Genomic DNA, 20,694 nt, shown 5'->3' with positions numbered 1-20,694 from the left:
TTAATAGGGTGGTCTGCTCTTTTTTTTTATATTTTACTGGGGTGGGGGCGCCCCCCCCCCCCCCGCCGGACTTGGTGAAGGAGTCCCTCACCAGCCAGCCACATTCGGCTTTCCGCACAATAACCGCCCGCAACGCGCACGACCTGTGGTGGCGGTCACCTTGGTCCACAAAGGACTTGTTTGGTGCCGAACCGGTCAGCGGGCCACCGATACGCGCAGGTGAGGCGCACATCTCACCGGATTGGTCCCTCGCCGTGACCCGCCCTTGACCTTTACAGTTGACAGCTGTGGATCGAATGAGCGCGATGGACGCGGGTTTCTATTTTGTCGAAGACGAGAACGTGCCGATGCACGTCGGGTCGGTGCTGGTGTTCGAGGGCCCCGCGCCGTCGTACGGCGATGTCATCCGGCGGCTGATGTCGAAGCTGGGCGGCGTGCCCAGGTACCGCCAGCGGGTGAAGAGCCTGCCGCTGCACGTCGGCCGCCCGGTCTGGGTGGACGATGATCACTTCCAGATCCTGTACCACGTCCGGCACACGGCGGTCCCGTCTCCCGGCAACGACGACCAGCTGCGCAACCTGGCCGGTCGCGTCTTCGCGCAGCGGCTCGACTTCTCGAAGCCGCTCTGGGAGATGTGGCTGGTCGAGGGCCTCGAGGGCGGCCGGTGGGCGCTGATCTCCAAGGTCCACCACTGCATGATCGACGGGGTCGCCGGCACCGACCTGATGCAGATGCTGCTCGACTTCCGGCAGGACGCCACCGAGATCGGCGAGGTGGCCGAGTGGACGCCGGAACCCGCTCCGTCCACTTTGGACCTGGTCGGCTCCGGGCTGAAGGACGCCGTCACCACCCCGGTCAAGCACCTCTCGGCCATCCCCGGCCTCGCGCGCAGGCTGCGCAGCTCGTCGGAACTGCTCGACGTCGGCCGTGCGCTGGCGGGCAGCCTGCCCGGCACCGTCAAGCGGCTCACCACCCGCGCGGCGACCTCGCTCAACGGGCCGATCGGGCCGCACCGGCGCTGGGTGTGGGCGAAGGCGAACATCGCCGAGATCAAGCAGATCCGCAAGGTCACCGGCGGCACGGTCAACGACGTCATCCTCACCGCGATCAGCGGCGGGTTCCGTGACCTGCTCGAGAAGCGCGGCGAGCTGACCGACGGCATGGTCGTGCGGACCATGGTGCCGGTGTCGATGCGGTCCAAGGACGAGCACAACAAGCTCAACAACCGGGTGAGCGCGGTGCTGGTCAACCTCCCGGTGAGCGAGGCGGACCCGCTCAAGCGGCTCACCGCGATCCGCGCGCAGATGGACGACCTCAAGAGCAGCCGCCAGGCCGCCGGCGCGGACGTCCTCACCGGGCTCGGTGACTTCGCCGCGCCGACGCTGCTGGCACTCGGCTCGCGCACCGCGATGCGGTTCCCGCAGCAGCTGCTGCAGACCGTCACCACGAACGTGCCGGGCCCGCGCGTGCCGCTCTACTTCCTCGGCAGGCCGATGACCGAGATGTACCCGTACGTGCCGATCGCCAGCACGATGCGGATCTCGATCGGCATCTTCTCCTACCTCGACCAGATCACCTTCGGCGTCAACGCGGACTTCGACGGCGTGCCCGACGTCCAGCTGCTCGCCGACGGCATCCGCGGCGGCTTCGACGGCCTGCTCGCCGAGGTCAGCCAGCCAGCTTCTTCATGATCCCCGACGCGGTCGCCTTGACCTTGTCCTGAAGTTCCTGCTCCTTCGACGGCCAGCCAACGGCTTCGCGTGCGTAGCCGTTGGCGAGGACCGTCAGTGTCAGCGTCCCGTGCTGGACGCCGAACTTGTACGGCCACTGGTCGACAGGCTTCCACGGGCTCTTGTCGTCGTGCTCGCGATACAGGTAGGCGGTCGTGCCCAGCTCCTTCACGTCGGTCACGGTCTTGTCCTCGCTCGACGCGTCGGCTTTCGCGTCGGAAACCCGGAAATCGTCGTGCATCTTCTTCGCCGCTTCGGCGGACGGGTGGATCGCGATGAACGTGTTGAGCATGACGTAGCCCTTGCCGCCGTCGAAGGTCCACTTGCAGGCGCCGCCGGTGAGACCCGGCTTCAGCTGCTCGGCCTGGCCCTTGGCCGAAGTGTCGCCGGTGAGTGCCGCCAGGTCCGCGGTGTCGGTCGCCGCGCAGGCGTCCCCGGTCATCTTGTAGGCGGGCGGGGTGTCCGAACCGCCGCAGGCGGTGAGCGTGGTGAGCAGGACGGCGGCGGCCAGCATGCGGGCGGCGGGGAACATCGCACGGATCCTGCCGGTCCCGATCAATGGCCGAGACGGCAATTCTGCCGCCGTCGTTAACAGTTAATACGCCATTTCCCTTGGTTGGATAATCACCTCCTGGGCCGTTCGGCGGCTGATCAACTGGCAATTCGCCGGTAATGTCTGATCCGCGTCCCCGCTGATCCCCGGAGGTAATTCATGCCACGGCCGAGGTCTGCCCGTTTATTGGCGCCCATGCTGGGCGTAATCCTGCTCACCGGCGCGCTGCCCACGGTCGCGGAGGCCGCGGCTCCCGGCGAAACCCGGCTGATTCATTTGGCCGGCCGGACCTTCGACCCGCTCGCGCAGCGGTCGGCGACGGCATCGGCGGGCTGGCGCGGCGCCTACCTGCTACAGGTCCGCGACAGCCTCACCGACGCGCAACGTCAGAAATTGCGTGGACTCGGCGTGCGAATCGGTTCCTATATTCCCGATTTCGCTTACGTCGTCCGCATGAGTGAAAAAGCGCGTAAATCGGTCTCGGAATTGGATTTCGTCCGCTGGCTCGGTGAATATCGGCCGTCGGACAAACTCGAACTCTCGGCCAGTGGGACGGGACGTTATCTCGTCACGCTGGTCGAGACGGACGCCGCCGACCAGCGCGTGATCGCCGAGCGGATCCTGCGGCTCGGCGGGCGCGTCGAGGCGATTTCGGAGAGCGGCCAGCACATCGTCGCCGTACTCGGCGCGGGCCAGGCTTCGGCGATCACCCAGTCGCCCGAGGTGCTCGCGGTCGGCGCGGTGTCGGACCCCGAGACCGATATGGCCAACGCGCGGGAATCGGGCGGCGCCAACTACCTGGAGACCGTCGCCGGGTACCGCGGCCAGGGTGTGCGCGGTGAGGTGATGGATGGCGGACTCCGTGCCACACACCAGGAATTCCAGGCCAAGCCAGTGGTACTGCACGGCTCGAACTCGAACGAAACGGGCCACGGCACCTCGACCTACGGTGAGATCTTCGCGTCCGGGGTGAGCGCGCCGCACCGCGGCCTGCTCCCGGAAGGCCAGGGCATTTTCGCCACAAACAACAAGTCCGACCGCTACGGCCACACCAAGCAGCTCGTCGACCCGGCGGGCCCGTACCGCGCGGTGTTCCAGAGCAACAGCTGGGGCGGCGGCCTGACGACGGCGTACACCTCGGTGTCGGCCGAGATGGACCGGATCGTGTTCGACCACGACCTGCTCATCTGCCAGTCCCAGAGCAACGCGGGCTCGACGCAGTCGCGTCCGCAGGCGTGGGCGAAGAACGTGCTCTCGGTCGGCGGGCAGTACCACTACAACACGCTGAGCCGCACCGACGACAAGTGGAACGGTGGCGCCAGCATCGGCCCGGCCGCCGACGGCCGCATCAAGCCGGAGCTGTCCAACTACTACGACCGCATCGACACGACGTCGTCGTCGAGCAACACCTCGTACACGGCCTCGTTCGGCGGCACGAGCGGCGCGACCCCGATCACCTGCGGCAACGCGGGCCTGCTGTTCCAGATGTGGGCGGACGGCGTCTTCGACGGCGGACCCGGCAAGGCCCGCGACGTCTTCGCGAGCCGCCCGCACGCGGCCACCGCGAAGGCCTTGCTCATCAACGGCGCCGATCAGTTCCCGTTCACCGGCACCACGAGTGACATGACCCGCACGCACCAGGGCTGGGGCACCGCGAACCTGCGCACCCTGCACGAGGCGGCGAAGGCGAACGGCTGGAAGCTGCCGGTGCTGGTCAACGAGACGGATCTGCTGAGCACCGGCCAGTCGAAGAAGTACACGGTGAACGTGAGCGCGGCCAAGCCGTTCAAGGCGACGCTGGCCTACACGGACCCGGCGGGGTCACCGAGTGCTTCGGTCGCGCGGGTCAACGACCTGACCTTGAAGGTCACCGCGCCGGACGGGACCGTGTACTACGGCAACAATGGCTTGCGTGCCGGTAACTTCTCGACCTCGGGTGGCGTGCCGAACACGGTCGACACGGTCGAGAACGTCCTGCTGCAGAGCGCGGCCGCGGGCACGTGGACCGTCGAGGTCCTCGCGACCCAGGTCAATGTGGACGCACACAAGGAAACCGCGGCCACGGACGCCGACTACGCGCTGGTCGTCTCCTAGGGCTCGTGAGTGGTATGGCCGGTTAGAACCGGCCATACCACTCACGACCTTTTAGCAGGAGACGTTGACCTTGGCGCCGGACTTGAACGACACGTGGACGTGGTCCATGTGGTTGGCGGTCGCGCCGCCGCGGTCCTCCATGGCGGACCAGCCGCTGCCGTCGTTGTAGCGCTGGCGCCAGATGACGTAGCTGACGCCGAAGTCCTTCTGGTTCGCCAGCACGTACTCGGCCACCTGGTTGCCGGTCGCGGTGTCGACCATGAAGTCGAGCGCGAGACCGGCCGGGTGATCGCTCGCGCCGGCGCGGCTCGCGACGCCGCCGACCTCGTCGATGCCGAACTTGGCCTTGACGTGGTTGCCGACCTGCGCGACGTACGGCTTGGTGCCGCTCAGGCTGGTCGAGCACTCCTTGGACGGGGGAGGAGCCTTCTTGACCGGAGCGCTCGTCTTCGGCGGCTCGGTGGTGCTCGGCGGGGGTGTCGAGGTCGGCGTCGGGGTCGGGGGAACCGACGACGAGGACGACGTGGTGGGAACCGTGGTGTGCAGCGGGGCTTGCAGCGCCAGGTTCGCGCCGCCGTTGGCGACGGCTTCGCCGCCTGGGCCGCTGGTGAGCCAGAACGTCAGAGCGAGCCCTGCCGTCACGGAAGTCGCTAGTCCGGTCGGCAACTTCCATGCCGCGGGCTTCTTGCTATGTCGGCCTGCCATTTTCTGCTCACTTATTCGATCGGGGATTCTCGGGGCGAGCCGAGTATTACGAAATGGCAACGCCAAAGTCACGTCCGGGTGACAAGGGGCACAGATCAGCACTTCAGGGCGTTAGGTGCAGGTTGCATGCCGTGAAAACGGCGACGGTGCGTGAGCGTGCGGACACAGGCGCGCTCACACCCACCCGTTCAGTTCCGGGTGGGTGTGAGGCGGGGACCTTTGCACGAGGGTCGTGAGTGTTTTGGCCGGTTAGAACCGGCCGTACCACTCACGACCCCAAAGCGTTGGGCGAGTCGTCAGACCGCCCAGTTGCGAGCCGACCTGACCTCCACCTTCAGCTCCCGCTCGAAGGCGGCGGCGATGTCAGAGACGTCCCAGGTTTCGTTGGACAGCACGGGTTCCTTGATGCCCGCCTGCCGGACGATGTGCAGTTTGTCGCCCGCGAAGCGCACCAGCTGGCCGTTGACGCGCGCCGAAAGGTCGCTCAGGAGGTAGGTCACCAGCGGGGCCATCCGGTCCGGGGTCTCGTCGCGGTTGCTGCGGATCGCGGCCTTCGGGTCGGCCTCCATCATCGGGGTCCAGGCGCGCGGGCAGATGCCGTTGACGCGGACGCCGTGTTCGGCCAGGTCCGCCGCCCACGAGAAGGTCATCGACGCGACAGCGCCCTTGGAGGCCGAGTAGGCCGCCGCACGGCCCTGGCCGAGCATCGAGCCGGAGGCCGCGTTGACGATCGCGCCGTGGCCTTGTGCGTGCATGACCTTGGCCGCCGCCGTGCCGCAGTAGAGCGTGCCCAGGATGTTGACCTCGACCACCTCGCGCATCCTGGCCGGGTCGTCGTCTTCCCATGGTGGGGTGTGATAGCTGACCGCGGCGTTGGTGACCAGGCCGTCGAGTGCGCCGAACTCACGGACGCAGTCGTCGATGAGCGCCACGGCCTGCCCGGGGTCGGCCACCGAGCGGGGGCCCGCGATCGCGCGGCCGCCTGCCTCGCGGATGCCCGAGGCGACTTCTTCGGCGCCGTGCACGTCGTTGACCACCACCGCGGCGCCCGCGGCCGCCGCGTGCTCGGCGTACGCCCTGCCGAGGCCGCGGCCCGCGCCGGTGACCACGATCGCCTTGCCGTCGAGGATTCCCATGCACTCCAGTGTGCGGGAAAACCGTTACCTCGGCCCGGCGGCCGCCATGATCGCTTTCGCCGCCGACGGCCAGTTGCCGCCGGTGACCACCGTGGTCGCCGTGATCGTCACCTTGGTGCCCTTGTTCTTCACCTCGGCGTTGTCGGTGTAGTTGTCGTGGATCGAGATGTCGTGGATGGTCGGCGTCCACATCCCGACCCAGCGGCCGGTGCTGTTGCTGATCACGTTGTCGTGCGTGTTCCAGTACGCGCTGCCCTCGTCGTGGTAGACCATGTTGTTGTTATTCGGCGCCAGGCTCAGGTAATTGCCCGCGAACTCGGAGCCGGACTGGCCGCCGAGCGTGTAGATCGCGCCGCCGTCGTGCAGCACGCGCATCACGTCGTTGACGCGGTTGCCGAGTATCTTGTTCTGTCCTGAGTAGATGGTCCCGCGACGGCAGGTCGTCAGCCCCTGTTTGGCCTGCAAGTCGCATGGTGACGCGTAACCCCAGCCCCAGCCGAGCGAGATCCCGGAGTACGGCGCGTGCCGGACCTCGTTGTGCGTCACCGTGGCCTGCCTGCTGTGCCCGACCCAGATGCCGACCGCGTCACGGTAATCCTGGCCGGGCGCGTCGATCGTGTTGTCGGAAATCGTGTCCGACAACGTCATCCGCGCGGTGTCGGTGAGGTAGTAGTCGTCGACCTCGCCGACGGCGATGCCCGATCCCGAGAGGTCGCTGAACGTGTTGTGGTCGATCGACGAGTTCTGCGTGCCGTCGGCGTACGCGAGCCCGGCGCCGCCGAGATGTGTGAAAGTGTTACCCGTGAACGAAATCTTCTGTCCTCTGTGGACCTCGACGGCGGCGGCCGTCTTGAGAGGATCGTGCGGGGCCTTGGCGGCCCACTGGATGCCCGCCTGATTGTCGACATAGCCATCCGCCGACGGCAGCAGCCACGTGGTGCCGGTGAAGGTGAGACCGCTGACCGTGACGTCGTGCACCGGCGCGACCACGTCCGGGGTCACCGCGAACGCGTCGACCAGGAAGTTCGCCGTGCTCGTGCTGGTCAGCGTGACCGTGTGCGCGCCCTTCGCGAGCCCCTTCACCGAGAACACGACCTGCTGCGCGAGCCGCGTGCCGCCCTTTTCGGTGCCGCTGGACGCTTTCCCGTCGACCGTGGCGCTGAACGTGCCCTGATCGGTGTTCGTCTCGGCGAGCACGTCGAGGCCGGTGCCGGTGAAGGTGAACGTCACCGAAGCGCCCTTCGACTTGGTGACGTGCACGCCGTCGCCGAAGTCGCCGAGTGCGCGGCCTGACGACACCGACCACGATCCTTTGTAGACAGCGCGCGCGTCGGAGTCGTCCACCGGCGCGAGATGACCGGGTGTCCCGGTCAGCGAGAGCAGGTTCTCCAGCGCCGGCAGTTCGACCTCGGCGGTCGTCATCTGCTCGCCGGCGCGCGGGATGTAGTACAGCGTGGCGGCGCCGCGGTCGAGGTACCACTGACCGGGTTTCGTGAGCAGCTGATACGCGTTCTCGGCCCAGGTCACGCCGTCGAGCTTGGGCAAGCCGTTGCCGTTGAACGGGAACTGCCGGTTGATGACACGCGTGTTGTTGTTGTCCCAGCACGAAGGCTGCACCTTCAAGGCCGAACCGCCGCCCGAGGCCGTGATCGACGCGAGCGGGCAGCGCATGTGCTTCCACTTGTTGTCCTGCGCGATCTCCACGTCGGACTGGTTCGTGAACTTCGCGAACGACGGATCCGTGGTGGTGAACCCGGTCGAGGTCGCCGTGAACTTCGTCGCGTCCAGCGCGGTCCGTGCCCGCTCGGCCCGCTTCCCGTTGACGAACAGCTGCCGCGTCTCGGTCCCCGCGGGCACCGAAGCCTTGTAGATGTTCTTGGCCGAATCGTGCAGCGCGAAGCCGGTGACCCGCTGCGCGCCGCTCAAAACCGGTGTCTCACCAGGGAAAGCCCGATACGCCACGGTGAACCCGTTGCGCCCGGAATCGCCGGGCCCGAGCTTCACCGGCTTGGTCAGCCGATACGTCCCACCACGCAGGTAGACGACGATGTCACCGCTCTGGCCTTCGGTCAGCGCGGAAGCCTGCGCCCGCGCGCCGTCGAGATCACACGGCGCGGCTTGGGTGCAGGCCGAGCCGGATCCCGACGGTGACGCGTAAAGCGTGGTTTGGACACGCGCCGACGCCGATGGCGCGAAGGTGACCATGCCGGTGACACAGGCACCGGCGAGCAGCAGACGGCCGAGCTTCGACACGGGTGCCTCCTCGTTGTGGCTCGCTGACCACGGTAGGAGGCCGGAGGTGGTGCAGACCACCCCTTCCCGCTCAACGGCACCTCACAGCCTGCCCAGTGGGACCAGGTACTGCAACGGCTGGGTCAGGTCGTCGAGACCGAGCAGCTCGTGCGCGAGATCGTCGTTGAACCCGTTGATCGGCGTGCCGCCGAGCCCGAGCGCCGCGGCGACCAGCAGCAGCGTCTGCGCGAGATGGCCGGCCTCCAGCAACCCGAGCCGCAACGCCCGCAAGCCATAACGCTGCCGCAGCACGCCGAGGTCGGCGTAGAGACCCAGCATCACCGGCGCGGCTTCGATGTTGATCGCGTACGGGTCGTCCGGCGGCCGCAGCAGGTATCCCGACAACGCCGACAAGTCCTCAGTGGACGGAAGACGGCCGACCCGTTTCAGTGCCCGGTTTTCGGGAACGACCTCGTAGCAACCGGGCTCGACGCCGTCGACCGCCATGGCGAACAGCCGCAGCCGCGCGGTGTACAGCGCACCCGCGCTCGGGTACGGCCGGTGCCCGTGCCCGCCCGTGCGATGCGTCTCCGCGTGCGCGTTCCACAGCAGCGTGCCGAGATCGTTCGCGGTGAGCCTGCCGGTCAACGCGCCGCGGGTGGACACGCGCCGCGTCAGCGTCTCGCCGATGAGCGCCGGCGGGAGCGGCGAATGCGGCAGCGGGACGCCGCCGGAGCGTTCCGGGACAGGGATGGTCTTCGCCGCCGACTCCGCGCGGGCGCCGATGTGGAACTTGCTGTGCTCCAGGTAATGCGTGTCGGGGCCGTCCTCGCCGAAGAACGTCTCGTCGTCGTCGAGCAGCGCTCGGGCGGTCAGCAGGCAGACGGCGCGTTCCTCGTCCGGCACCACGCCCATCCGGTTCAGCAGCATGTGCAGCTGCGACGCCCACACCCACGTCCGCGCTTCGCCCAGGTCCAGCGACGCGTCCGCCGAGCCGACCGCGTCCGACCAGTCGGGCGCGTACGCGTCTTCGATCCGGCGGATGAGCGCCTGCCGCTGGCCCGCGTAGACGGCGTTGACCTTGGCGTGGATCACCGGGGCGGGCAGCAGCGAGACGCCTCCCGCGTGCTGCCAGCTGCGGGCGTGCCTGCGCAGCCAGCGCGCGGTCTCCAGCCGGTCCATCCCGAGCGCGCGCCCGGTCGCCACGGCGAGTGTCGTCGCGACGGACAGCCGCTCCGAGCGGACGGGCGTTTCGGAGATCACCCGCAGCGCGACCTGGGTCGATTCGGTGAACACCGCTTCGGCGATCGGCAACGCCAGCGGGCCACCGTAGCGGGAAGTCTCTGGTACATAAGGGATTTCGCGCACCTCGCCGTGCTTGGACGGCCACGGGCCCGCCAGCTCCGGCAGCTTCGAGGCCAGCACGTGCAGCCGGTCCGCGAGGTCCGGATCGGCGTCACGCACCCGGATCCGCAGGTGCGGCCCGCCCTCGCCGTAGCGAATGAAGAACCATGACCGGTCAGTCAGCAGCGGCGCGACATCGGACAGCAGGAACTCGTCGGCCGCCTCCGGCGTGCAGTGCAGGAAACAATGCAGGCTGGTCCACTCCACGGCGCGGCTCCTCACGGGAACGGATGCGGGTCGGCGAACACGTCCGCACCGAGCCGTGGCAGGCCACGGGTGCGGTGGTTCACGTGTCCGAAGGTCATCGGGATCGAGCCGGGCACGACCACCTTCACGCATGACAGGCCGAGCCGGTCGCGGGCGCCGGGCTCGTCCAGCCGGATCACCACGACTTCGAGGTCCAGCCGGTCGACGGTCGCGCGCAGCAACCCGGTCAGATCGTGCACAGGCTCAGCCTCCGCGAGCGGGGCTTCGGGCAGGTCCGCGATGAGGGCTTCGATACGCGGCAACGCTTCCGGCAGCGTGTTGACGCCGACGTGGTCGTCGAGCGTCAGCACCAGCTCGGGCTCGGCGAAGAGCCGTCGCAGCCGGTCGAGGTCACGCCAGCCGGGTTCGGCGGCGGCACGCCTGGTCACGTAGCCGACATTCGACACCAGCTCGGAGATCGCCGACCGGACGGCTGTGGCGGGGTCGTGGTGCGCGCCCGCCGCGATGAAGGCCTGGGGCGCGTCCTGGTCGTCGCCCTCGTAACGGGCGATCGCGACCATGGCCGGGATGCCGAAGTCGTTGGTCGCGTTGACGACCGTGACCCGGTAGCCGAGGTCCCTCGCCCGCCCGACCAGTGTGGCCGTGACCAGGTCGCCGGGAATCCTGACCGGTGGCAACGGTTTGCGCTGGTACCAGGCCATCAGGAACGCGTCGCGTTCGGCGATCTCGAACAGCCCGTACAGCGCGGCTTCCTCGGGACTGTTGCCGAGCCCGCAGCCGTTGGAACACTCGTAGACCACCCGCGCCGCACCGGGCGGATCCCAGTAGGCGACATGTTCGGGCACGGCCACCGAGCGATCGCGGGTGAGCGACCAGCCGTGCACCCAGGCGAGTTCCAGGTCAGGGTGATACGGCACGGTCGGCGCGGACGGATGCCCGTGGTAGGCGGGATCGGGCAGGCCCAGCCGTTCCGGGTCGAGCGCCTTGTCCGGCCCCAGCTCCGCGAACGACGCACGCAGTGCCGTCCGGCGGCCGGTCGGCTGCGCGCCGGCGTAGCGTTCGAGCGCTTCGAGCAGCGCGACCCGTTCGCTGCTGTGGAAGTCGGCGCCGCGCCCGAATCCGCCTTCCGGCAACGGCAGGCCGCGGGCGATGAGCGCGCTGGTCAATCCGAACACCGAGTCCTCGGTGCGGTAGACGTGCTCGATCGGGCCGAACACCGGGTCGTGCAAGGCTTTGCGCAGGTCCTCAAGGGACGTTCGCGGGTTCGGCTGGCGCAGTACCGAGGGATCGGGCAGCGGACGGGGCTCGAGCGCGAACCGCTCCGGTTCGTCGTCGGGCAGGGGAGCGCAGACGTCGCAGCCGCCGATCGGCCGGATGTCGTGCCGCGACCAGGTGCCCCGGCCGCCGTGCAGAGTCCAGACGACGCCGGGCTCCGGGGTCAGCAGGATCGACTCGGCGAGTGCGGCGATCCCGTCGAGCAGCGCGGGGGACGGTAATCCGCCAAGCAGCAGGTCAGGGTCATGGCGCGGGGTGCGCGATGTCGTCATGCGCTGCTTCTCCGCGCAGTGCAGGCAGCCGACGGCGCCTCGGCGCAGCACCGGCCCGACGAGGACGAGCGCGCCGTCGAAGCGGATCGGCAGGTGCAGGACGTCTGTGCGCGACGCATGCCTGGCGAGCGCGGAGGCTTCGCGCGGAGTCCAGTCGGCCAGCACCACCACGGCTGAGCCGTCGGTGACGGCGAGCGCTTCGGTCAGTGTCAGCACCGGGAGGGTCTCGCTGAGTGCGTCGATCATGCGATTTCCCCGAGCGTGAGGAACGGCTGCGGCCCGACGAGCTGAGTGAGCCTGTGCCGCAGCTGGGCCTCTCGATCGGCGATTTCCTTGAGCCAAGGCATATCCACACCGGTCAAAGTGGACAGTGCACCACTGGAAGCCGCAAGGTGTACTGGTTCCAACCCGGCGATTCGAGCCTGTGCCCGGCCGGTCGCGGCCAGCGAAGCGAACTTCATCGCGTCCTCCCTGGTGGCCTCGATCGCCACGATGCCCTGGATCTCGGCACGGTGGACGCCCTCGGTCAGCTTCGCGGCGGCCTTGCGCAGTGCCCGGCCTTCGGCGTGCTCGCGGTTGACGCCGACCGTCTCGACGCCGAGCAGGAGTTCGGCGGCGCCGCAGGCGGCTTCGAGCCGGGCCAGATCGGTGCGCACCGCGCCCGACAAGACATCCCCGCACCGCGCGAGTGCGACGGGAAGCTGGGGGAGTGCTTCGGGCAGTGACTCGGGAAGGCAGCCGATCTTGTTGTCTCCCAATGCCTCCACGAGGCGCAGTGCCTCGGTCAGCGTGGTCGGCTGGAGACGCGGCTGCCACGGGTGATACTCCGCGCGGTTCGCGGTGGCGATGAGTACCGCCGCACAGCCTGGCAGCAGCCGGGGGTCGTCGCCGTAGGTCGCGGGGTCGGGCAGCCCGGTCGCGGCGGCCAGCAACCGCTGCACGGCCGCGCCGGCGACCAGTGAGATCAGCGGCTCGGAAGCGGCTTCCGCGCGCTTGAAACCCAGTCGGGCGGCCAGCGCGCGAGCATCGGTCCTGGCCCGGGCGGGAGAACCCGGTTCGGAGACGAACGCGGTGCCGCCGCCTTCACCCACCGCCACCGCATGGTCCACAGTGGACAGGATCACCGGGCCGCGCGGACCGGGAATCCTGGTCGTCGCCGTGCCGAAGCGGGACAGCGAACGGCACACCGCGGCCGCCAGCAGGTCGTACTCGGCCGCGCGCACGGTGACGGTCAGGCCGCGTGCCGTCCGAGCGGCGACGCCCGGACGTGGTGCTATCGCGCCGAACCAATCGTCGGTGTCCTCTTCGGACACCAGCATGTCGTGGTCAGCCAGCGTGTCGAGCAGCGTCGTCAGCACCCGCCGCGCGCCGGGCCCGGCTTCGGCGAGCAGCGCGTCCGGGTCGCCGAGGCGCAGCGCGTCCTCGAGTCGTTGCCACAGCCGGGGAACCGCACTCGCGCCCGCCACGGTGAAGCTGCCCGACCAGCCACGGACGTGCACCCCGTCCCGGACGGCGGTGGCCCGGACCCCTGGGCGCAGGCGGGTCATCGCCTGCTCCGGATCGCGGTGGCCATCTCGGCGCGCCAGTCGTGACCGGTGAGCACCGGGACCGCGCGGGTGACGAGATAGGCGGCGAGATAACGCTCCAGCGGCCGCAGGTCGCAGAGCATGAGGAGCTGATAGAGCATGTTCGTGCACCACCGGTAGGTCAGGATGTCCGGCCGCACGCGCATCGCGCCTTCGGGATCGGCCTGGTGCATGAGCCGGTGGTATTCGCTGAACGTCTCGCGTCGCCGTCCCGCGCCGCCGCTCAGGTCTGCGCCCGCGTCGAGGCGGGATTCGACGTGCCGCCAGGCCGCGCCGGACCAAGCGGTCCACGTCTCTTCGCCGCTCGTGACGCGTTCGACGAGCGACAGCACCTGCTCGCGGTGGCGCATCCACTGGGATTCGAACTGGGCGGCCAGCCTGCCGTCCGGGTCGTCGTTCGCGAGGAAGTCTTCGAGATGCGAGAGATACGAGTGGTACCCGGCGGTCAGCCCGGCCGGGTAGCGCGCGGCGTGCGCGGTCAGCGCGACCATCGCGACCTGCAGCCGCGACGCGGCGGAATCCCCGTGATCACCCAGGAACTCGCAGGCCGCGCGGACCGCGGGCACGCCGAGCCGGAGCAGTTCGGTGCGGACGCCGATGCCGTCGGGGCCGAGCGTGGGCAGCATCCTGGCGTCGCCGGGTGGTTCGACGCGGACCGTGTTGTCCGGCCAGATCGGCTCGTACGGCGGTTCCACCAGTTCGACCGGCCCGGCTTCGGCGGCCTCGGCCAGCAGCGTCGCCGTGTCGATTTCCGCCGGTGACGGCCGCGTGCTCAGGTACTTGCGCAACCGGACGGCGGCCTCGGCGGCGTGCGACTCGGCCTCGTCGCCGCGCAGTGCGAGCCGGATGTGCGGGCCGTGCAGCCAATGCCGTTCGAGGTGGACGCCGACTCCGGCCCCGGCCAGGTTTTCCGCGATCGGGAGGATGGCCTCGCGCAGCAGCGGTGCCTTGATCGGATGGTGGTAGTGACAGATCACGTCCATGGTGGACTTCCGTTCCGATAGGTCTCCACGACCAGTTCGACGGCCCGTCTCGGTTGGGCGCGCCCGCCCGCCGCGGGCAGCGCCTCTTCGAACACGACCCCGTTTTCGTGCCTGGCCAGCCACTTCCGGAGACTGCGCAGGTGCAGCGCGGACCCGAGGTCGGCCAGATGCGGTTTCGGCTGCCGCAGGTACTTCAGCAGGCCCGCGGCCGAGCGCTCGCCGTCGACGGGTGACACCGGGTGGATGAAGACCTGCTCGGGCAGCCCGAGCAGCGCACGCCACTTCGCGGCCGCGCGGAACGGCACGTCCTCGGCAGCCAGGTCGGCGCTCAGCTTGTCGACCGTGTCCGCTTCGAGCAGCCAGCGACGGCGGCGCAGCACGACGTTCCCGTGCCGGAGCCGGGGTGTCCTGGTGAGGACGCCGCCGGGGATTTCGCTGGTGTGCCGCGGAATGAGCGAGCGGAACGTCGCCAGCCCGGTCGGGAAGTCGTTGAGGAACGGAGCCAGCCGGTCCGGCAGCATGACCGGCGCGAGGAAGCCGGGGTAGAGCACGTCCAGCGGCTCGCCGGTGGACTTCAGCCGCAGGCGCAGCTCGGTCCCGTCGTCGAAGAGCTCGACGTCGGACTCGGTGAGCGACGACCAGCGCGGGTCGTTCCCGAGTTCGTCCGCGACCAGCTTCGGGTGCAGGTTGGCGTTGAACCCGCCGACCGGGCGGATCTGGACCGGCCTGGGAAGGTGGCCGCGGATCTGCCGGGAGACGGCCTCGGTGGCGGCCGGGTCGAGCGAGGGCAGGAAACGGCTGGTGAAGCGGCCCCAGCCGCCGTGCAGGTGATTGACGCAGAGCAGGCCGGTGCCGGGGTCGTTCTGGACGAAGAACGAGTACGACATCGGGCGATGCGGTGGCGTTTCGAGTGATTCGCGGACCAGCGCTTCGGGAAGCGTGACCTCGTCGAGCGGGTGTTCGCTGGTCGGGCCCGGCTCGGCGACAGCGAGGGTTTTCCACGTGTCACGGACTTCGGAGGCGAATTCCCACGGCCGAGGGCAGACGCCGCCGGCGCCGTAACGGGCGACGAACCGCTCGCGCAGCGCGGCGCGCAGGGTGTGGCCGAGGTCGAAGCGTTCGGCGACCGCGGCGATCTCGCCGAGCGCGGTGTGGTCGTCGGGGGAGAGGAAACCGCCCAGCGGCAACGGTTCGCGGATGACCACGTCCTCGGTGAGTACCGGCGCGGCCGGTACTGGGCGCCCGATCGCCTCGAACAACGCGGTCCAGCGGGCGCCGAGCGCGTTGAGTGCTCGCTGACGTTGTTCGGGCGCGGTGGTGCCGAAAGCCGCGGTCGCGTCGGCGATCCCGTCGAGCTGCTCGGCGAGCGGGCCCGGCCGGAGCCAGTCCGCGAGGTCGCGCACGGCGTCGGCGGACTGCGGGTCGATCGGCGCTGACGGGACGAGCAGACCGGCGCTGACGAGCTGGCTGACATACTTGCCGGCTGGTTTGCCGAGTCGCCTGGTGAGTTCGGCGACGAGATCGTCGAGCAGGATTCCGTTGCGTGCCAAGGTGGTCACGATCCCGAGTGGTGCGTTGTCGGCGACCGTCACCTCGTCTTCCGCCGAGGTCAGGAAGCGCCCGCCCGCGAGTTGCAGCCGGGTGCGCAGGAAGGTCGCGCGGCCGTCTTCGATCCGGGGTTCGCTGGTGAGACGGTGGGGCAGCGCACGGCTGCGCTCTTCGGTGAGCACGGCGTCGAGGAAGGTTTCGACGAGCGCGCGATTGGCGGTGGTGACGATCGCCAGGTGCGCGTCGGACGGCCAGCCGGTGCTCGCGCCGTGGTCGTCGAGCCTGCCCCAGCCGACGAAGGTGAACCATGACAGCGGGCTGGTCTTGGTGCTGGCGCGCAAGGCGTAGCGCAGCACGGTCGGCTCGGCCTTGCGGCCGCGCTTGTCCGGGTTCGCGCTCGCCCGCAGGATGGCTCGGAGCAGGTCTTCGCTGGTCAGCGCGATGGCTTTGCGCAACGCCGGGTCGGCGCACAGCTCGGTCAGGTTTTCGCGATCGGCCGTGAGCGCGTCGGCGGTGAGCTGGGCGAGCTGCTCACAAGCGGCCTCGTGCTCGGCACGCGCGCCGAGCCAGGCGGCCAGCTCGGGAACGCGGTGCGGCAGATCGCCGAGCCGGTCGAGCGCCGGTTCGCGGCCGTTGAACACCGCGCGCCGCAATGGCAGCACGACCTCGCGGTGAAATTCGGCCGAATGGGTTCCGGAACTGACATATAAAGCGTCACAGAGCACCGGAGCGAGTGCCGCCAGCTCGCTTTCGAGCACGGTCAACCTGGCCTGAATCCCTCGGAAGGAAGCGCTCGCCGCGCGCTCGCCGGGATAAGCGGCCGCGGCACCACGGACGAGTGCGTACGGGGCGAGAACCGCCCCGCACGCATTCGATGTCCGCGTCGCTGTCGGTTCGGGCATTTACTGGTCGACGGGCTGCTGGCTGCAGGAGGAGGAGCCCTGGCAGGAGCAGGAACCCCACGACGCGCCGGTCTCGGGCAGCGCGACCGTGTCACGCAGCGAGGTCACGGTCAGCTCGCCGAGGTCGAGCGAGTCGAGTTCGAAATCAGACATAGGTTCTCCTTGAGGGAAAGCGGAAAGGGGAGGCTCGAGTTCTTGGCCAGAATTCTCAAGGGGAACCGTAACGCCGGTTCTAACGAGTTGAACACTCCTGTTTTGCGGTAGGGGTGCGAAATGCATGTTAGGGGCGTGGGCTATTCAGAGTAACGACCGTGCGGTCATCCCAGGTTTTCTCGTGGGTAAAAATGCCGTCGCGGATGATTTGATCATGTTCCTGGGGTTCGGCGGCCTTGTGTGCCGGGCGAGGCTCGGACGGGCTGCGAGTGGTCACTCTGCTGCATCTAACGGAGCAGAGTTACCACTCGCGCTGGCGCAGGGTGGTTGAACGTTGCGAACGGGGCGTTCGCAACGCTGAGCGACACATACGCCCCGTTCATTCCGTCCACCCCGCCCCGCAAAGCAGGCTTGCGGCCGGGCCACCGAGGACGGCCCGGCCGACTCGGGTTTCACGTGCTCACGTGCCGATGGGCAACGCAGGTCAAGCCTTATTGCGCGGAAAGCCGAATGTGGCTGGCTGGTGAGGGATTCCTTTACCAAGTCCGGCGGGGTGCCCGTAGGCCTCGGGCGGGCTTGAAGTGAGGGGGCCGTTGGGTGCGTAGTACGCATTCGGGGGCCCCTCGCTTCACGAGGGGGTCCGCGAGTGGTAACTCTGCTGCATCTAACGGAGCAGAGTTACCACTCGCCCGCAACCGTCACCGCAAACCCTCCACAATCACTCTGTCGTGGCCAAGGCTGAGGCAGGCCAAGGTCGCCCAGCACGACATGACACCTTTGCCCTTCCGCCCAACAACTACCCAGCATTGGGTTAGAACCGGCCGTACCACTCACGACTCTTTGACCCTGCCCACCATGCGCGCGTACATGCGGCCCGGGTTCGTCGAGCCCGAGACGAAGCCGGGGAGTGGGGGCAGGTCGGCCGCGAAGGCTTGCAAGCCCTCGTACACGACCACCGCGTCGGCGGGACGGCGCGCGGGGTCCTTCTCCAGCAACCCGGCGATGAGAGCGTTCAGGCCCGCGGGCACCCCGCGGATCGGGGCCGGGCGCTCTTTCACATGCCGCTCGAACACCGCGTACGCCGTTGGCCCGCTGAACAGCGGTTGCCCCGTAAGCATTTCGTGCAGCAGGCAGCCCAGCGCGTACAAGTCGCTCCGGGGGCCCGCCGAACCACGCTGGATCTGCTCGGGGGCCATGTACGCGGGTGTCCCCAGTATCTGGCCGCCACGCGTGAACTGCGCGACGTCCGCTTCGCGCAGGACCGCGAGGCCGAAGTCGAGCACCTTGACGCCGCCGTCCGGGCAGAGCATCAGGTTGGTGGGCTTGAGATCGCGATGGCAGATCGACAACGTGTGCGCCGCCGAAAGCACCGCGCTCGCCTGGGCGGCGATCGAAGCCGCCCAGGGCACCGGCAGCGGGCCGTGCTCGCTCAGCAGGTCGGCGACCGTGATGCCGTCGATGAACTGGATGACCTGGAACAACTGGCCCTCGAACATGCCGAAGTCGTAGAGGATCGGCGCGCCAGGGTGCTCCAGTTTGGCCAGAATCCGGGCTTCGCGGACGAAACGCCGGGTCAGCTCGTCCTCGGGACCGCCAGGCAGGCGCAGGAACTTGATCGCGACGCGGCGGTCGAGGTGCTTGTCGTGCCCGCCGTGGACGGCGCCCATCCCGCCCTGGCCGAGCGGCAGGTCGTCGAGCTCGTACCGGTCGGCGATGAGCATTCCGGGAAACACCCCCTAACGCGGTCCGAGCCGCCCACCCAGCAGTCCTTCGAAGCCTAACCGCACCAGCGCGTCCCCCGCCGCCGTGGCCGCGCGCAAGGTCTCTTCCAGCGCGGTGAGCTGCTGAAACGCCGCACCGTACGCACGCTGCTCCGCCAAAGTCAGCCGTGGCACCGGCGTCCGCTTGACGTCGAGCCTGCTGGAGCCGGACGCCGGTTTCGCCAGCGCGGCACGCAAAGCGCCCGCCAAAAACCCAGGATCGAGCAGTTCCGGGTCGATCAGATACGTGGTCCCGGTCGGCGACGTGACCGGCTCGTCGCCGGGGGCCGCCTTGATCAGCTCGCCGAGTGTGGTCATCGGCGTCCCGGCAGAAGGTTCCAGCGACGGCAGCACCGGCGAGGCCGCCCGAAACCGCTGCAGCGCATCGGCGAAGGCCGCGGCGACGTCGGCGTCGCGATGGCGGGCCGGACTCAGGTCGACGTCGTCGTCGAGCAGGTCGATGATCCGGGTCGACGGCTCCGCCGACTCGATGTCGGCCAGGTTTTCCGCTTCCAGCAACAGGATCTTCGACGGCGGCGGCTCGCCTGGCACCGGACGGCGCAGCAGCCAGAGATCGCGGGTCGCGCCCGGCAACGTGATCACGCCGAGCACAGCGCCCGCCCGCAGCAGGTTCCCGCGGATCCGCTTGCCCGGCCGCCTGCTCGCGGTGGCGAGCGGGAGCAGGATCGCGACGCGCCCGCCCGGCTTGGCCAGCGAAAGACAGTGCTGCACCCAAGCGAGTTCCGGCTCGCCGCGCGGGGGCAGCCCGTACGCCCAGCGCGGGTCGCCGATCAGCTCGTCGTAACCCCAGGCCCGGTCGTGCCACGGCGGATCGCACACCACGGCGTCGGCAGGCGCCAAAGCGTTGGCGCGCAAGGAATCGCCGATGGCGACCTCGGCGCCGGGCACGCGCAGCCCGCTGATCTGGGCGCTGACCGGGTCCAGCTCCTGCCCGGCGCCGGACCCCGCCGCCATCAGCAGCGTCCCGACGCCGCACGCCGGATCGGCCACCGGGCCACCGCCGACCAAGTGGACCATCAGCTCGGCGACGTCCACCGGCGTGACGTTCAACCGCCGCGAATGCGCCTCGAAGTACCGCTGGCAGAGGAACTCGAACGTCGCGCGGTCCTCGATCTCGCGCCCGGCCTCGACCACGAGCTCGCCGAGGCGCAGGTCGTCGTCCGCCGCGCGCAGCCGCTGCCAGATGCGGTCGGCGGGGGAGACCTCGAACGACTTCCCGTTGCGGCGCAACCAGTCCTCGACCTCGGCGAGGGAGAACAGCGGGCTCGACGCGGTGCCGCCGACCGGGCGCGGGAAGTCTTCGTGCCGTCGTCGCCAGTTGCTGACCGCGGCCCGCCCGACGTCGACGAGCCGGGCGATGTCGCCGAGATTGACGGTGGCGTCCATGTACACAGACTAACTGCTTGTGTACTGACTTCACAACTGGTCTACTGGGACCATGACACGATTGGGGCTGACCATGGCGACGGACGTCGGACTCCGCCGCCAGGTCAACGAGGACTCCGCCTACCTGACTCCCCAGGTGCAGGCCATCGCGGACGGCATGGGCGGGCACGGGCACGGCGACCTGGCCAGCGCCATCGCGATCGACGTGGTGCGCGAGTTCTCCGGTACCGACCTGGGCTTCGTCGTCGCCGAGATCGCTCGCAGGCTCGACGAGCAGGCCCCGTTCGGCTGCGGCACCACACTGACCGCGATGCGCTGGGACGAGAACCGCTTCCAGCTCGGCCACATCGGCGACTCGCGCGGTTATCTCCTGCGCAGTGGCGAGCTGCGCCAGCTCACCCGCGATCACACGATGGTCCAGGCGCTGGTGGACGAGGGCCGGATGAGCGCCGAGGAAGCCGCGGAACATCCCCGCCGCAACATGCTGATGCGCGCGCTCCAGAGCGGCACCGAGCCGCACCGGCCCGATCTCGCCTGGCATGACGCGCTGCCGGGCGACCGTTATCTGCTTTGTTCGGACGGCCTCACCGATTACGTCGAGATCGAGGCGATCCACAACGCGCTCTATTCGGATCGCGAGACGGCCGCCGCCGAACTCGTCGCCTTGGCCAACGGCGCCGGCGGTTTCGACAATGTCACCTGCCTGCTCATCGACGTCCCGTGCCGCTGAGTGGAACGGGAGACTGT

At 69.0% G+C, this 20,694-nt stretch carries 15 protein-coding genes; 3 read left to right on the top strand and 12 right to left on the bottom strand.

Annotation, left to right across the window (positions count from 1 at the left end; all coding sequences use genetic code 11):
* Window positions 1-296 precede the first annotated feature (296 nt).
* On the top strand, window positions 297-1,691 hold the full coding sequence (locus ACFV15_RS27835; RefSeq protein ID WP_378353640.1) for a wax ester/triacylglycerol synthase family O-acyltransferase: 1,395 nt from the start codon (window positions 297-299) through the stop codon (window positions 1,689-1,691).
* On the opposite strand, the gene ACFV15_RS27830 is transcribed toward ACFV15_RS27835, so the two are convergent.
* On the bottom strand, window positions 1,669-2,262 hold the full coding sequence (locus tag ACFV15_RS27830) for a hypothetical protein (RefSeq protein WP_378353637.1): 594 nt from the start codon (window positions 2,260-2,262) through the stop codon (window positions 1,669-1,671). The two genes, ACFV15_RS27835 and ACFV15_RS27830, sit on opposite strands and share 23 nt — an antisense overlap.
* A gap of 216 nt (window positions 2,263-2,478) precedes the next feature.
* Between ACFV15_RS27830 and ACFV15_RS27825 the strand changes: the two genes are divergently transcribed.
* Window positions 2,479-4,377, top strand: coding sequence for a S8 family serine peptidase (locus ACFV15_RS27825; protein WP_378353636.1), 1,899 nt, complete (start codon window positions 2,479-2,481; stop codon window positions 4,375-4,377).
* A 51-nt stretch (window positions 4,378-4,428) separates the two neighbouring features.
* Here ACFV15_RS27825 and ACFV15_RS27820 read toward each other — a convergent pair whose 3' ends face one another.
* The 11 genes from ACFV15_RS27820 to ACFV15_RS27770 form a co-directional block, all read right to left on the bottom strand.
* The gene (locus ACFV15_RS27820) at window positions 4,429-5,082 is read right to left on the bottom strand and encodes a hypothetical protein (RefSeq protein ID WP_378353635.1); all 654 of its coding nucleotides are present in this window, start codon (window positions 5,080-5,082) and stop codon (window positions 4,429-4,431) included.
* Between the two features lie 296 nt (window positions 5,083-5,378).
* Window positions 5,379-6,218 (bottom strand): SDR family NAD(P)-dependent oxidoreductase, encoded by an 840-nt coding sequence (locus tag ACFV15_RS27815; RefSeq protein ID WP_378353634.1) that lies wholly within the window; start codon window positions 6,216-6,218, stop codon window positions 5,379-5,381.
* Window positions 6,219-6,242: 24 nt separating this feature from the next.
* A complete protein-coding gene (locus ACFV15_RS27810; RefSeq protein WP_378353633.1) occupies window positions 6,243-8,471 on the bottom strand; it encodes a right-handed parallel beta-helix repeat-containing protein in 2,229 nt (742 codons plus the stop codon).
* Between the two features lie 81 nt (window positions 8,472-8,552).
* Window positions 8,553-10,061 (bottom strand): thiopeptide-type bacteriocin biosynthesis protein, encoded by a 1,509-nt coding sequence (locus ACFV15_RS27805; RefSeq protein WP_378353632.1) that lies wholly within the window; start codon window positions 10,059-10,061, stop codon window positions 8,553-8,555.
* An 11-nt stretch (window positions 10,062-10,072) separates the two neighbouring features.
* Window positions 10,073-11,854 (bottom strand): TOMM precursor leader peptide-binding protein, encoded by a 1,782-nt coding sequence (locus ACFV15_RS27800; protein ID WP_378353631.1) that lies wholly within the window; start codon window positions 11,852-11,854, stop codon window positions 10,073-10,075.
* Complete coding sequence (locus ACFV15_RS27795) at window positions 11,851-13,155, bottom strand: hypothetical protein (RefSeq protein ID WP_378353630.1); 1,305 nt, start codon at window positions 13,153-13,155, stop codon at window positions 11,851-11,853. The genes ACFV15_RS27800 and ACFV15_RS27795 overlap by 4 nt, the downstream gene beginning before the upstream one ends.
* Window positions 13,152-14,177 carry a lantibiotic dehydratase C-terminal domain-containing protein gene (locus ACFV15_RS27790; protein ID WP_378353628.1) on the bottom strand — a complete coding sequence of 342 codons (1,026 nt, stop codon included), beginning with the start codon at window positions 14,175-14,177 and terminating at the stop codon, window positions 13,152-13,154. Before ACFV15_RS27790 ends, ACFV15_RS27795 begins: the two co-directional genes overlap by 4 nt.
* On the bottom strand, window positions 14,168-16,627 hold the full coding sequence (locus ACFV15_RS27785; RefSeq protein WP_378353626.1) for a lantibiotic dehydratase: 2,460 nt from the start codon (window positions 16,625-16,627) through the stop codon (window positions 14,168-14,170). Before ACFV15_RS27785 ends, ACFV15_RS27790 begins: the two co-directional genes overlap by 10 nt.
* Complete coding sequence (locus ACFV15_RS27780) at window positions 16,628-16,780, bottom strand: thiazolylpeptide-type bacteriocin (RefSeq protein ID WP_378353624.1); 153 nt, start codon at window positions 16,778-16,780, stop codon at window positions 16,628-16,630. It abuts the gene before it with no gap.
* 830 nt (window positions 16,781-17,610) lie between these two features.
* Window positions 17,611-18,501, bottom strand: coding sequence for a serine/threonine-protein kinase (locus tag ACFV15_RS27775; RefSeq protein ID WP_378353623.1), 891 nt, complete (start codon window positions 18,499-18,501; stop codon window positions 17,611-17,613).
* A gap of 15 nt (window positions 18,502-18,516) precedes the next feature.
* Window positions 18,517-19,953, bottom strand: coding sequence for an N-6 DNA methylase (locus ACFV15_RS27770; protein WP_378353622.1), 1,437 nt, complete (start codon window positions 19,951-19,953; stop codon window positions 18,517-18,519).
* Between the two features lie 46 nt (window positions 19,954-19,999).
* On the opposite strand from ACFV15_RS27770, the gene ACFV15_RS27765 reads away from it, so the two are divergent.
* A complete protein-coding gene (locus ACFV15_RS27765) occupies window positions 20,000-20,677 on the top strand; it encodes a PP2C family protein-serine/threonine phosphatase (RefSeq protein ID WP_378353620.1) in 678 nt (225 codons plus the stop codon).
* Window positions 20,678-20,694: the final 17 nt, after the last annotated feature.

Origin of the sequence: Amycolatopsis sp. NPDC059657, assembly GCF_042734395.1 — a bacterium.
Classification (GTDB): domain Bacteria; phylum Actinomycetota; class Actinomycetes; order Mycobacteriales; family Pseudonocardiaceae; genus Amycolatopsis.
Note: the sequence above shows the minus strand (reverse complement) of the source record. Positions and strands in the feature narration are given on the sequence as shown.